Raw genomic sequence first — 13,054 nt, 5'->3', positions numbered from 1 at the left:
TCACATCCCGGCGGCGGCGCGCAGGGCGGCGGTGCGGTTGGTCCGCTCCCAGGTGAACGCGGGCAGTTCACGACCGAAGTGACCGTAGGCGGAGGTCTGGGCGTAGATCGGACGGAGCAGGTCGAGGTCGCGGACGATCGCGGCCGGGCGCAGGTCGAAGACCTCGGTGATGGCGTTCTGAATCCTGGAGGTGTCGGTGGTGGCGGTGCCGAAGGTCTCGACGAAGAGGCCGACCGGCCGTGCCTTGCCGATCGCGTACGCGACCTGGACCTCGCAACGCGAGGCGAGACCGGCGGCGACCACGTTCTTGGCGACCCAGCGCATCGCGTACGCGGCGGAACGGTCGACCTTGGAGGGGTCCTTGCCCGAGAAGGCGCCGCCGCCGTGGCGGGCCATCCCGCCGTAGGTGTCGATGATGATCTTGCGGCCGGTGAGGCCGGCATCGCCCATCGGGCCGCCGATCTCAAAGCGTCCGGTCGGGTTGACCAGCAGCCGATAGCCTTCGGTGCCGAGTTTGATGCCCTCCTCCAGCAGGCCGGCCAGCACGTGTTCCACCACGTACTCGCGGATGTCGGCGGTCAGCAGCGTCGTGAGGTCGATGCCGCTGGCGTGCTGCGAGGAGATCACCACGGTGTCCAGGCGGACCGGGGTCGCCCCGTCGTACTCGATGGTCACCTGGGTCTTGCCATCGGGACGCAGGTACGGGATCGTCCCGTCCTTGCGCACGTGGGTGAGCCGGTGCGCCAGCCGGTGCGCCACCTCGATCGGCAGCGGCATCAGGTTCGGGGCCTCGTCGCAGGCGTAGCCGAACATGAGTCCCTGGTCGCCGGCGCCCTGCCGGTTCAGCTCGTCCTCCTGGTCCGCGCCGTCCGCTTCGCCCTCGACGCGCCGCTCGTACGCGGTGTCGACCCCCTGCGCGATGTCGGGGGACTGCGTGCCGATGGAGATCGAGACGCCGCACGAGGCGCCGTCGAACCCTTTCACGGAGGAGTCGTAGCCGATCTCCAGCACGGTGTCCCGCACCAGCGCGGGGATGTCGGCCCAGGCGGACGTGGTCACCTCGCCCGCCACATGTACGTGGCCGGTGGTGATGAGGGTTTCCACCGCCACCCGGGACCGGGGGTCCTGGGCCAGCAGGGTGTCGAGGACGGAGTCGCTGATTCGGTCGGCGATCTTGTCCGGGTGACCTTCGGTCACCGATTCTGAGGTGAACAGACGGTGGGACACGGTGTGAGGCTCCTGTTCGTACGGACCTGGGTGGACGGGGACCGCGGCGGGCCGGGGCCTCCCGGTCGGGAGGCCCCGGTGGGGGTCCGCGGTCAGGACAGCCGGTGCACGGTGAACTCGACCGGCACATCGAAGACGGGCCGGGTGGTGGAGAAGACCACCTCGTGGTCGAAGCCCTCGTCGGCCAACAGCTTCTTGAAGTACTCGACGTCGCCCATGGTGCTGAAGAAGAGGATCATCCGCCCCCGCTCCGTCAGATGAGCGCGGGCCTCGCGGAAGAAGCGGGTGAGGGCCTGGTAACCGGCGTCGGTGCCCGCGACGTCCGCGTAGTCGGTGGCGGCGAACCACTGGAACGGGGGGTTGAAGACGATCAGATCGAAACGGCCCTCGACCGCGCTGAAGATGTCGCTCTCGCGCGACACGACGCGGTCGGCGACCCCGTTCAGCTCCGCGTTGGCACGGACAGCGGCCACCGCGTCCGGGTTGAGGTCCACCGCCAGGACATGGGCGCCCTTCTTGGCGGCGATCAGGGCCAGCGAACCACTGCCGGTGCCCATGTCGAGCACCCGGTCGCCCGGTTCGACCTCGGCGAAGACCGCGCCACCGAGCATCGGGGACACCGGGCAGGGGGTCATGACCTGGGCGGGAACCCGCAGGGTCAGGCCCAGGAAGGGGTGGGACGGTTCGCCCTCCTCGGCGCCGCCCTGCGCGGCCATGGCGCGGCGCAGGTCCGTGATCTCCTTCACCCGCTCCGGGGAGACGAGCGGGCGGTAGGACTCGGCTTCGGCTGTGGACTGCTGGACGAGCTTCGTCATGATGTCGCATCCATTCGTGTCTCGTGTGTCGTGTGTCGTGGATCGGTGAACCGTTCGGTGGCCCGGAGCCGGGCGTGCGCTGCGGCCAGCCGGCCGCCGGCCTCGGCGGTGCTGATGAGCACGGCCATGTTGGCCCTCGACGAGCGGCCCCCGGTCGCCGCGTCGACCGCCCGCATCAGGTACTTCGTGATGGCCTGGCCCCGGATGCCGTCCCGGTCCGCGGCGGCCATGGCCTCGGCGATCGCGCCGTCGACCTCGTCACTGTCGATCGCTTCCCCGGCCCGGACCGGCGTCGTGATCAGGAATGAGCTGTTGTTGCCCAGGGCCCAGTGGTTCTCGATCGCCCGGGCGATAACCTCGTCGTCGTCCAGCCGCATCGGGCTGCGGAATCCGCTGGAGACGCAGTAGAAGGCGGGAAAGTCGTCGGAGCGGTAGGAGACCACCGGTACGCACTGGGTCTCCAGGTACTCCAGGGTCAGGCCGAGGTCCAGGATCTTCTTCCCTCCGGCGCACACCACCGCGACCTTGGAACGCGTAAACTGGATCAAATCGGAGGACACGTCCATGGTCGTGTCCGCGCCCCGGTGCACCCCGCCGATGCCGGCCGAGGAGAAGAACGGGATGCCCGCGAGTTCGGCCGCCAGCACACAGGAGGCGACGGTCAGCGCGCCCATCCGGCCCTGGGCCAGGACGACGGGCAGGTCCCGGCTGCTGACCTTGGGGATGCCCGGTGTCGAGGCGAACCGGTCGATGCCGTCGGCGGTCATGCCGACCACGATCCTGCCGTCCGCCACGGCGATCGTGGCCGGCACCGAGCCGCCCGCGCGGACGGCCTCCTCCACCTTGCGGGCGGTGGCGGCGTTGTCCGGGTAGGGCAGGCCGTGGGTGATGACGTTGGACTCCAGTGCCACGACCGGGCGGCCTTCGTGGAGCGCGTCGGCCACCTCGGCGGCGAGGTCGAGTGGGATGTCCCGGTGCGAACGGGAGGTCGTGGCGGTCACAGCCGTCCTTTCAGTGAGTGTCGGGGCCGTAGTTCGGCACCTTGCCGAGGATGTGTCTGCGGTTGACGATCTCCGGGGTGTAGACCCGCTCGTTCCACAGCTCCTTGTCGATCGGCTCGACCGCGATGGACACCACTTCCTCGTCGCAGCCGAAGGCGTCGGTGACCGCCTTGGTCACCGCCGACAGCAGCGCGGACCGCTGCTCGTCGCTGAGTGCCATCGGGAAGTGCTTGATGTTGACGTGGGGCATGACCGTGTCCTTCCGGAGGTTCAGACGCCGGCGGATGGCCGTCACCAGCTCGTCGACGTCCGGTGCCCTGAGCAGTGAGTAGTGGTCGGCGGCCAGCTCGACGACGGTGGGCGCGGTGACGGAGTAGCCGCTGCTGCCGTCCAGGAACGCGTACTCGTCCCCCTGTGCCTTGAAGATGGTGAGGGGCGCCGAGATCCGTCGCTTCCGCAGCTCGCGGAAGCTGTAGCTGAACTCGAAGGTTCTGCCGACCACCTGGACGATCCGGCGCACCAGGTCGATGTCGAGGTCCGGCAGGTGTGTGCTGATGAAGGAGGCGAAACTCTCCTCGTCCCTGACGACGGCCAGGCACTTCTCCAGCAGGGGACCGCTGATCGTGCCGGTGAAGACCGACAGGAGGATCGTCACGTAGGCCCTGCTGGTGAAGGCGGCGACCCGCTCCGCGCCGGCCGCGCGGACCTTGGGCGAGCCGGGGGCGATCAGAAAGACGTGATCGACCGGGTGGCCGGCCGCCTCCAGCTGGTACGCGGCCTCGAAGGCGACCCGCGCTCCGAAGGAGTAGCCCCACAGCGTGTACGGGCCTTCGGGCTGGGCCTCGCGGATGGCCCTGACGTCCTGGGCCGCCATCTCCTCGATCGTCGCGTACGGCGCCTCACCCGGGTTGATGCCGTACGCCCGCACGCCGAGGAACGGCCGCCCGATGCCGAGCCGTTCGGCCAGCAGGCGCAGGTTCATGGGGTAGCCGCCCAGGCCGGGCCAGCAGTGGACGGGGCGTCCGGGTCCCCGCTGCCGCAGGGGGACCAGTCGGGAGAGGTCGCCCGTCGACTCGCTGTCGATCCGGCGGGCCAGTTCCTCGACGGTCGGCGAGGTGAAGATGACTTCCAGGGGCAGGCCGGACCCGAACGTCCGGTTGATCCGGTTGATCAGGCCGACAGCGAGAAGTGAGTTGCCGCCGCAGGCGAAGAAGTCGTCCCGCACCGAGACGCTTTCACGCTTCATCGCCCGCTTCCACAGCGCGGCCACCCGGCGTTCGGTCTCGTTCCTGGGTGCGGTGAAGGGACGGTCGGCCGGCCCCACCGCCACCGTGTCGGAGGCGGCGAGCGCCTGGAGGTCGATCTTGCCGTTGGCGGTGGTCGGCAGGGCATCCAGGATGACGACCTTGTTCGGGATCATGTAGTCCGGCAGGTGGTCGATGAGGTCCTCGCGGATCAGCTCCGCCGGCCCCCGCGTGTGGACCTCGTCCTCCCGCATGCCTTCGTGCCGCCGCTGCCGGCGGCTCACCCGGCCGCCGACGAAGAAGTACGAGGCGCCCCGGGGGCGGCCGAGCCCGTTCAGGATGCCGTCGATCCGCCGGGCGGAGGGCAGGTCGTCGCCGCCGCGCGAGCTGTAGCCCGAGGACATGAAGCCGATGTCGAGGTCGTTCATGGACAGGCGCTGGAGCGTACGGCCGAGGTCGATGTAGCGCCGCCACTGCTGCGGGCTGCGGCTGATCACCGAGACGCCGAAGTCCGCCCGGCCGTAGACCGCCTGGTTGATGGCGATGACGTGCTTGCGCAGGATCAGGTCGGGTGACACCGGGCGCATCCGGTCGCCCTCGTAGAGGTACTGTCCGGCCGGCCGGTCCACTCCCCCGCCAGGGTGGATCTGAACGTACAGGTCGATGTCCTCGTCCGGGCGGGGGCCCCGGTAGGGCGCCCAGTCGAAGGCGCCGAGGTAGTGGTCCTCGGCTGCGACGCGCAGCCGGGCCTTTGTCCCGGGGGCGAACGGGGCGGCTTCGATGTCCAGGCCGTACTGCGGCAGGATCTCCTCGAACAGTCCGACCATGTGGCCGGCCTCGATCTCCAGGACCTCCCGGATGTTCTTCTTGTAGACCGGCTCGATGGCACCGTGCCGGCCCAGGAAGTGGGCCCGGACCAGGGGGCTCGCCGCCGCGTTGCGCGACCCGGGTGGGTGGGACAGCAGCACCAGCTGGTGCTTGATCGGATGGTAGTAGTAGGTGCCCGCCGGGATTCCCGGGAAACCGGCGATCTCCAGGTAGAGCTGGGTGGCGTAGAGGGAGCCGGGTGAGGCGTAGGCGTACTTGGGCAGCAGCCGCTCCTGGCTCAGGTGTTGCCCGAAGTTGCGTAATATCGCGCCGAGTTCGTGTGTTCCCAGATCGGTGAGTTCCCGGCGGTGGACGGCGGTGGGCCGGCGGCCGAGCAGCTTCAGCAGGTCGGCCTCCGCCACCCGGGCGCGTCCCTCGTAGAAGCGGTAGGTCTTGCGGGCGAAGGCCAGGCGGCGCTGGGCCGGGGTGGGCGTGCGGCCGGGCAGGTCGAGGACGGGAAGGCCGGCGAGGTCGGCCTGGGACCGTACGCCCGGGTTCGACAGCTGGGCCTTGACCTGAAGCTTGTTCTCCTTGGACCGGTGGTGCGCGCCGTGGCTGCCCTGGTCCATCAGGGCGGCTTCCCTCGGGTCGAGTTCGACGCAGGCGATCAGGTTCTGGAAGCCGGTCGACGGGTCACGCTTGACCAGCACGGCCGCGTGCCGGACCCAGTCGTGGTTCTCGATGGCAAGCCGGATCTCATCCAGCTCCACGCGGAAGCCGCGGAGTTTGACCTGGTTGTCGGCGCGGCCGGCGAACTGGACTGTGCCATCGGGGTTCCAGTGCGCGAGGTCGCCGGTGCGGAAGAGCCGTCCGGGACCGAACGGGTTGGCCATGAACCGCTGGTCGGTCAGATCGGGACGGTGCAGGTAGCCGCGCGCGACCTGCACGCCGCCGATGTACAGCTCGCCGATCTCGCCCTTCGCCGGTACGGTCTGCCCGGGGCCGAGGATGTGGTACTCGGTGGCGTCGACCGGGGTGCCGATGGAGATGGAGTGGGGGCCGTCGCCGACCGTGGACTTGGCCACGGTGAGGGAGGACGAGTTGATGGTGCACTCGGTCGGCCCGTAGAGGTTGATCAGATCGCTCCCCGGCATGTTCTCCAGGAAGTCGCGGGCCAGGGAGGTGGCGAGGGCCTCGCCGCCGGTGAAGACCTGCTCCAGCGAGCGGCAGGAAGTGAACCCGTCCGTTTCCAGGAGCGCTTGGAGCAGGGTGGGGACGCACTGGAGAGTGGTCACGGAGTGGGTGGTGATGGCGTGCACCAGTTGTTCGGTGTCCCGGTGCATCCCCGGGCGGCCCGTGACGACGACGGCGCCGATGGCCGGGGCGAGGATCTCCCACTGGGCGGCGTCGAAGCTGATCGGTGTCTTCTGGAGGATGACCCGCGTGTGATCGATGCCGTGGGCGGTCCGCAGCCAGGACATCTGGTGGGCGATACTGCGGTGTTCGATCATGACGCCTTTGGGCCGGCCGGTGCTGCCCGAGGTGTAGATGACGTAGGCGAGCGAGCCGGGGGAGATGGCGATGTCCGTGACCGGGGTGTCCTCACGGGTGTCCGCGACCCGGACGATCACGGTGCCCGCGGGGGCCAGGGCGGCCAGCCGCTCCTCAAGGTGGGGCTGTGCGACGATCACCTTCGCGCCCGAGTGCTCGATCATGAAGCGCAGGCGCTCTTCGGGGTACTCCGGGGCCAGCGGAAGGTAGGCACCACCGGAGAACAGGATGCCCCACACCGCGGTCATCAGATCGGAGGAGGGTTCGGCGAACACCCCCACACAGTGGTCGGCGCTCACTCCGTGTTCCCGTAAGAGTCCGGCCAGACCTCGGCTTCGCGCCACCAGTCCGGCGAAGGTCATGTGGTCCTCCCCGCTGATCACCGCCGTGTCGTCCGGGCGTTGGGCGGCGGTGCGCAGGAGCAGTTCGGGTAACGACAGGTCCGTGGCCGCGGTCCGGCCAGGCGTGTCGGTGGGCATGTGGGTCCCCCTGGGTGTGCGTGGGCTGTTTCGTGGCCGTGCGAGGACGCTGACGGGTGGTCATCGGTCCGCGTCGGCTCGCCGGCCGCCGCGCAGGGCCTCGGCGACCTCGACCATGCGGCGGGTCTGGTGGGCGATGGCGGCGAGGTTGTCCTTGGTGACGTTCTCCGCCAGCCGGCCGGGAAGCGCCTGCCGGCCGGAGACGGAACTGACCCCGTAGGGGTTGCCGTTGCTGGGCGCCGTCATGATGCTGTCGGTGATGCCGGGCGGCACAATGATGCCGCCCCAGTGGTAGAAGACGGTGTTCAGTGACAGGATCGTCGCTTCCTGCCCGCCGTGCGGGGCGCCCGTCGAGGTGAAGGACGACATGACCTTGCCCGCCAGGCCCCCGCGCGCGTTGAGTGGCCAGGCCAGGTCGATGAAGTGCTTGAGCGGTGCGGCGATCATGCCGAACCGGCCGGGGCCGCCGAACAGGATCGCGTCGGCCCATGCGAGGTCCTCGACGCCGGCGACGGGAATGCCGGCGGTGGCCCGGGCGTTCTCCCGCCATGCCGCGGTCCACTCGGTGAACTCGGGGGCCAGGGACTCCTGGACGTACTCGGGGACCCGGCGCAGCCGGACCCCGGCGCCGGTCTTCGCGGCGGCCTCCTCTGCGGCCACGGCGAGCTTGTGGACGTTGCCGGTGCCCGAGTAGTAGATGATGGAGATCTTCGTCGTCGACGACGGGGTGTCGGCGGTGGACACGCGAGTCCTCCTCGGTGTGGTGGTCGAAGGGTCCGGCGGGAGGGGACCCCCGGCGTGGCGAAGCCCCGCCCCGCGCTGGGGAAAGGCGCTCACGCCGGGGTGTCGGTCCCGAAGTAGCGGTCGCCGAAATCACCGATGCCGGGCAGCATGAAGGCGTCCTCGTTGAGCCGCTCCTCGATGGCGGAGGTCACGATCCGCACCTCGGGGTGCCGATCGTGGACGGCCTTGATTCCTTCGGGCGCGGAGAGCAGGTTCACGAAGACGATGTGCTCCTGCGGCACGCCGTGATCAAGGAGTACGCCGATGGCCGCCAGCGCGGTGCCGCCGGTGGCGAGCATCGGGTCGAGCAGCAGCACGTGGCCCCGGGCGATACCGGCGGGCAGTGCCGCGTAGTACAGGTGCGCGAGTTTGGTGACCTTGTTCCGCTGGATCAGGATCTTGCCCAGCCGGGTCTCCGGCGCCAGGGCGCGCAGCTCCGACTCCATGCTGTCGCCGGCCCGGGCCACGGAGACCCCGTAGACCGGGGAAGCCGGGGCAAGGCCGTGGTAGGTGCGGCCGACCGGAGTACGCACATCGCGGGGTTGGTAGGGCAGCAGATCCAGCGCGGCGTCGAGGAGACCCCGGATGATCCGGTTGGCGGCCGGGACGAAGTCCTCCCGCCGGGCCCGGTGGTCACGGACGATCGAGTGCAGGGCGCGCAGCCGGTTGGTCTGGGGCAGCAGGTGGGTGACGCCCCGGCGCGGTTCGGTTCGGGTCGTCATCAGGGCCGGCCCCGCCCGTCCTGCGCGGCGACCCGGGCGAAGGAGGCGCGGGCCTCCTGCACGAAGGCGCGTACCTTCCGGCGGTCCTTGCGCCCGGTGGTGGGGTCCTCCAGGCCGGTGTGGGCGTCCACGGCGGCGGGGCGGACGGCCTCGATGGCAGCCGCGACGTTCTCGGGGGTGAGTCCGCCCGCCAGCATCAGGGGTTTGGGCGAGGTCCGGGCGAGTTCGGCGCTGACCGACCAGTCGTGGGTGAGGCCGGTCGCCCCCTTGGCGCCGGTGGCGGGGTTGAAGCTGTCGGTGATGAACATGTCGATCCACTCCGCGGAGGTCTCGACCACCTGGCGGAGTTCGTCGATGTTGCCCGTCTTCACCACAAGACTCTTGAGGACGTAGAGCTCCGGGGCCAGGGTGCGCAGCCGACGCAGCTCGGCCGGGGTCACGTCCCCGTGGAGCTGGATCGCGCCGACGCCCATCCCGGCGCAGAAGGAGGCGATTTCGTCGGCATCGGTCAGGTAGGTGATGATGACGCCCTTGTTGCCGGGCTGGATCGCCTTGATGATGGCGGCGGCCTCGGCCTCCGACAGGTCTTCGTTCTTCGCGGGAAGGCGCAGGGCGAAGCCGAGCCAGTCGGCGCCCTCTTCGATGATGAGATCGGCCTCGGGCTGGTCGATGACGCCCGCGACCTGGATCAAGCCGTACATGTCTGCCTCCTTGGGCCGCGGCGGTCAGCGCCGGGCCGATCTGTCATGAGGTACGTGCGGTGACGATCGGGGTGGTACCGGGTACCGGCTCAGCGGTTGCCGGCCGCGCGGTCGAGTTCGGCGACGACGAGCCGCGCGACCGGGGCGGCGGAGGCGGGGTTCTGCCCTGTGATGACCCGGCCCTCGCTCTCGGTGTGGGGTTCGTACATGGGCGCCTTGGTGTGCAGCGCGCCGATCTCCTTCAGCCGGTCTTCGAGGAGGAAGGGCATGACGTCGACGAGGCCCAGGGAGTTCTCCTCCTCGTTGCTGAAGGAGGCGACGCGCTTGCCGCGTACGAGGGGGGTGCCGTCCGGCAGGCGCAGGTTGATGAGCGCCGCCGGTCCGTGGCAGACGGCGGAGACGATCCCGCCGCGGCGGTGAATGTCCATGGCGATACGGGCCAGGTCCGGGGAGTCGGGAAAGTCCCACATGGCGCCGTGGCCGCCGACATAGAAGATCGCGGAGTACGCGGAGCCGTCCACGTCGGCGGCCCGGAAGGTCGCCGCGAGTGCGCTCTTGACGGTCCGGTCGGCCAGGAAGCGCAGGATCTCCGGATCGTTCTCCTCACCCTCGAAGACAACGGCCGGCGGTTCGCCGCCGCGTACGGAGACGAAGTCGATCTCGTGACCGGCGCCGGTGAAGACGTCGTAGGGGTGGGCCGCCTCGGAGACGCTGTAGCCCGTCCGATTGCCGGTGTCCCCCAAGGTCTCGTGGCTGCTGACGGCAAGCAGGATCTTGGCCATGCTTCCTCCTGGAATCGGGTCGGAGTGTGGTGCGGGTGACGGGGGCCGGCCAGCCGTACTCCGGGCAGGCGGGGGCTCGCCCGGTGGTGAACGGTGGGGGCGCGTCGTGGCGCGGTGTCAGGTCGCGTGGATGAAGTCCTGGATCAGCTTCACGAACTCGACCGGCTTCTCGAAGATCACCATGTGGCCGCTGTCGATTTCGAGGTACGAGGAGTCCGGGATGGCGGCGGCCAGCTCACGCGAGTGCTCGGCGGGCACCGCGGCGTCCGGGTAGGGGGCCAGGACGAGGGTCTGCGCCCGAACCCTTCCGACGAGGTCGCGGATGTCCACCTGGACGAGGAGTTCGAGCTGGCGGATGCGGCCGTTGGAGGGGCTCAGCTCGGAGCCGAGGTTCTCGACATCTTCCAGAGTGGGGCGGCTGCGGATGAACCGCGGGCTGAAGGCGGTGGTGCTCAGCACGCGGCCGAATGCCTTCGGGTCGTGCTTCTGGCTCAGGGTCAGGCCGATGAGATTCTGGATGTAGAGGTCCGACGTGATCAGGCCGCCAACGGGAACCAGGCGGCGGACGCGGTCGGGGTACAGGGCGGCGGTGGCCGCGACAACGGCCCCGCCGAGCGAGAAGCCCACCAGGTCCACGGGGCCCAGGCCGGCATGATCGATCACGGCGGCGACCTCTTCGGCCAGCTGCTCGACGGTCAGTGGCGTGCCGTCGTCGGTGGCGGTCTCGCTGCCGGACAGCTCGGGAAGGATGACGGTGTTGCGGCGGGCGAACTCCTCGACGAGGTGGCCGAAGGTGACCTGGCCCCCCTTGCCGACACCGTGCACCAGCACGAGGGCGGGTCCCTCACCGGTCACGGTGTAGTGAATGCGCGAGGTGCCGACGGAGATCGAGGGCATGACGGATCGCCTCCTGCGATGAGTGGGAAAGAAGCGCGCGGGTGCGCGCGTGCGGAGAGTGGTGCGGGATGGCGGCCGGAGCATTCCTTCGGCCCGGCCCGTGCCCGGCCCGTCCGGTGGGGGAGGGTCGGGGCAGGGCTCCGCGTTCCGCTGGATACGGAGTGGAGGTGCGGAGGTGGGGGAATGTCGACAGGGCGTACGGCTGCGCCGGGACAGGGACCGGGACGGTCGCCGGACGGGACAACCACCTCGATCACTCGAAGGTTAGATTATCTACTTCCATTGATATCGTCAAGCCCTGCCGGACCCCGGGAAGATGACCCGCCGTCTCGCGGTCATCCCCCCCGGCGCACGGCATGGCCGGCCCCGACAGACGGTCGGTACATGGGGAGGAAGTGTGACGACTCAGGCGGTGGCGCAGGCGACGGCCGCGAAAGCGGGCATGACTCCGGCGATGGCTGCCGGCCCGTGCGACCTCTCGGAGGACGAGGCCCGTCCGGCGGGGCACTAGAATGTCCGTCCCCCCTGCCTTTGTGGAGTATGCCGGTGCCCGACCGAGTCTTCGACGGCGACAAACTGCGTGATCGCCGTTTGATCAAACGCCTGTCGCAGTCCGCTCTGGCAGAGGGGCTCCAGGTGAAGGTGAATGCCGTCTATCGGTGGGAGAAGGGTTTGGCCGCCCCCTCGCCGGAGAGGCTGTCGGCCATCGCGGCATTCCTGGACGCCGATCTGAATGAACTCTTTCCCCGCCCCACCTCTCCGGATCTCGCCGATCTGCGGTGCGACGCCGGGATGACGCAGTCGGACACGGCGCGCTACACCAACACCTCCTCCCCCATGCCGGTAAGAGCCGCCGAACAGGGCAAACGGCCGCTGTCCGACCAGGCGGTGGCGGCTTTGGCCGCCGCCTACAACGTGACCCGCGCCGAACTGCTCGCCGCACAGCGGCGTTCCTTCGGACAGCAGGAAGAGCCGGTGCGGACGGCCGAGGGCGCCCGCGTGGCCCGCAAGCTGGACTCGCTGCGCACCGAGGTCTACGGCGGCACGGCGCCCTCGGACGCCCATCTCGCGTCCGAGGGGAACCGCAGGAGCGGCTCGGCCGTGCTCACCGAGGAGTTGGTGCGGGCCCTGCGGGCGGGCGAGATCGCCGAACCGGAGCAGCGGGACCTCGACGCCCTGGCGCTCGCCCTGGACGTGCCGCCGGTCTACTTCAGGCAGGACGATCCTGAGGTCGACGCCCTGATCCTGTCCACCCGGGCCGTACGCGACAGGTTCACCGTGATGGTCGCGCGCGGTGGTGGCCAGAGCCTGTCCAAGGAATCCTGGGACCAGCTCCGGGACTTCATCGGTGAGACCATGGGGGAGATCTTGGCCGATGACGGGAAAGGCCACCCGGCGTGATCGCCGCGGCCAACGGCCGGCTCTCGCCGGCCGCCCGGTGACCGTTCCGTTGACAGATGAGCCGCGCCACGTGGTCGGCGCGCAGCTCGATGAGCGCGGCGTGGTCCGCGGGGCCGGTTGTTGCGGGCCCGGTCTGCGGCGGCACCGCGCGGATCGGCGGGACGCCGGGCGGCAGGACGGTCCCCGTACTGTCCCGGGCCCACAGATGCGCCAGCTGATGTGCCTTCAGCTCAAGTTCCCGGAGCGGCGAGCGGACCTTCGGATGGAGAATCAGATCGACCGGATGTGTGTCGTGCTTGATGAGCAGGCCGCACATGTCCTCAAGTCCCGTCAGATGATCCGGGATCGGCCTCATGACAATCTGCCGGCCGTTGGCCTCCGCGATGTTCCGGACCAGCTGGTCGAAGTCGAAGGGGACCGGAAGAGGCATGGAGGCGATCAGGCGCTCACTCTCCCCTTCGGCCTGCAAGTGCAGTCGTTCGGCACGTAAACGGCGGTACAACCCCGCGATCACTGCGGATTCGGGACGCTTCCAGCCTGAGATCCCGATCATTCCCCGGAACCCAACCCGATGGGCTGCCGCCGACCGCCGATCGTTCTTCCCCGCTCTCGGCGCCAGGTCGGCGAACGGTCCACTGTGGTCA

At 69.7% G+C, this 13,054-nt stretch carries 11 protein-coding genes; 1 reads left to right on the top strand and 10 read right to left on the bottom strand.

What is annotated here, in order from left to right; genetic code table 11:
- The 9 genes from metK to AC5WRL_RS12610 all read right to left on the bottom strand — a co-directional run bounded on the left by metK (nucleotide 1) and on the right by AC5WRL_RS12610 (nucleotide 11,009).
- On the bottom strand, nucleotides 1–1,227 hold the full coding sequence (gene metK, locus AC5WRL_RS12650) for a methionine adenosyltransferase (RefSeq protein ID WP_496088548.1): 1,227 nt from the start codon (nucleotides 1,225–1,227) through the stop codon (nucleotides 1–3).
- A 92-nt stretch (nucleotides 1,228–1,319) separates the two neighbouring features.
- Complete coding sequence (locus AC5WRL_RS12645; protein ID WP_496088547.1) at nucleotides 1,320–2,042, bottom strand: HemK2/MTQ2 family protein methyltransferase; 723 nt, start codon at nucleotides 2,040–2,042, stop codon at nucleotides 1,320–1,322.
- Complete coding sequence (locus AC5WRL_RS12640; protein ID WP_496088546.1) at nucleotides 2,039–3,043, bottom strand: pseudouridine-5'-phosphate glycosidase; 1,005 nt, start codon at nucleotides 3,041–3,043, stop codon at nucleotides 2,039–2,041. Before AC5WRL_RS12640 ends, AC5WRL_RS12645 begins: the two co-directional genes overlap by 4 nt.
- 10 nt (nucleotides 3,044–3,053) lie before the next feature.
- Nucleotides 3,054–7,124 (bottom strand): amino acid adenylation domain-containing protein, encoded by a 4,071-nt coding sequence (locus AC5WRL_RS12635; RefSeq protein ID WP_496088545.1) that lies wholly within the window; start codon nucleotides 7,122–7,124, stop codon nucleotides 3,054–3,056.
- A 60-nt stretch (nucleotides 7,125–7,184) separates the two neighbouring features.
- On the bottom strand, nucleotides 7,185–7,868 hold the full coding sequence (locus AC5WRL_RS12630; RefSeq protein ID WP_496088544.1) for an NAD(P)H-dependent oxidoreductase: 684 nt from the start codon (nucleotides 7,866–7,868) through the stop codon (nucleotides 7,185–7,187).
- Nucleotides 7,869–7,957: 89 nt separating this feature from the next.
- Entirely contained in the window at nucleotides 7,958–8,629 is a 672-nt protein-coding gene (upp, locus tag AC5WRL_RS12625) for a uracil phosphoribosyltransferase (RefSeq protein WP_496088543.1), read from the bottom strand.
- A complete protein-coding gene (locus tag AC5WRL_RS12620) occupies nucleotides 8,629–9,330 on the bottom strand; it encodes a phosphoribosylanthranilate isomerase (protein WP_496088542.1) in 702 nt (233 codons plus the stop codon). The genes upp and AC5WRL_RS12620 overlap by 1 nt, the downstream gene beginning before the upstream one ends.
- Nucleotides 9,331–9,419: 89 nt before the next feature.
- Nucleotides 9,420–10,112, bottom strand: a complete 693-nt coding sequence (locus AC5WRL_RS12615) for a type 1 glutamine amidotransferase domain-containing protein (RefSeq protein ID WP_496088541.1) — start codon at nucleotides 10,110–10,112, stop codon at nucleotides 9,420–9,422.
- A 117-nt stretch (nucleotides 10,113–10,229) separates the two neighbouring features.
- Nucleotides 10,230–11,009 carry an alpha/beta fold hydrolase gene (locus AC5WRL_RS12610; RefSeq protein ID WP_496088540.1) on the bottom strand — a complete coding sequence of 260 codons (780 nt, stop codon included), beginning with the start codon at nucleotides 11,007–11,009 and terminating at the stop codon, nucleotides 10,230–10,232.
- A 540-nt stretch (nucleotides 11,010–11,549) separates the two neighbouring features.
- Here AC5WRL_RS12610 and AC5WRL_RS12605 point away from each other — a divergent pair.
- Nucleotides 11,550–12,410, top strand: coding sequence for a helix-turn-helix domain-containing protein (locus AC5WRL_RS12605; protein ID WP_496088539.1), 861 nt, complete (start codon nucleotides 11,550–11,552; stop codon nucleotides 12,408–12,410).
- On the opposite strand, the gene AC5WRL_RS12600 is transcribed toward AC5WRL_RS12605, so the two are convergent.
- Nucleotides 12,352–12,963 (bottom strand): hypothetical protein, encoded by a 612-nt coding sequence (locus AC5WRL_RS12600; protein WP_496088538.1) that lies wholly within the window; start codon nucleotides 12,961–12,963, stop codon nucleotides 12,352–12,354. The genes AC5WRL_RS12605 and AC5WRL_RS12600 overlap by 59 nt on opposite strands.
- Nucleotides 12,964–13,054 lie beyond the last annotated feature (91 nt).

It is taken from the genome of Streptomyces sp. NTD107, assembly GCF_059510435.1.
The sequence above is the reverse complement of the archived record's forward strand: the minus strand, read 5'-3'. Positions and strand labels throughout refer to the sequence as shown.

Coding starts and splice junctions, on each gene's coding strand:
- AC5WRL_RS12600 (WP_496088538.1), bottom strand. CDS start 12,963: ATGATCGGGATCTCAGGCTGGAAGCGTCCCGAATCCGCAGTGATCGCG.
- upp (WP_496088543.1), bottom strand. CDS start 8,629: ATGACGACCCGAACCGAACCGCGCCGGGGCGTCACCCACCTGCTGCCC.
- AC5WRL_RS12620 (WP_496088542.1), bottom strand. CDS start 9,330: ATGTACGGCTTGATCCAGGTCGCGGGCGTCATCGACCAGCCCGAGGCC.
- AC5WRL_RS12605 (WP_496088539.1), top strand. CDS start 11,550: ATGCCGGTGCCCGACCGAGTCTTCGACGGCGACAAACTGCGTGATCGC.
- AC5WRL_RS12610 (WP_496088540.1), bottom strand. CDS start 11,009: ATGCCCTCGATCTCCGTCGGCACCTCGCGCATTCACTACACCGTGACC.
- AC5WRL_RS12645 (WP_496088547.1), bottom strand. CDS start 2,042: ATGACGAAGCTCGTCCAGCAGTCCACAGCCGAAGCCGAGTCCTACCGC.
- AC5WRL_RS12615 (WP_496088541.1), bottom strand. CDS start 10,112: ATGGCCAAGATCCTGCTTGCCGTCAGCAGCCACGAGACCTTGGGGGAC.
- AC5WRL_RS12635 (WP_496088545.1), bottom strand. CDS start 7,124: ATGCCCACCGACACGCCTGGCCGGACCGCGGCCACGGACCTGTCGTTA.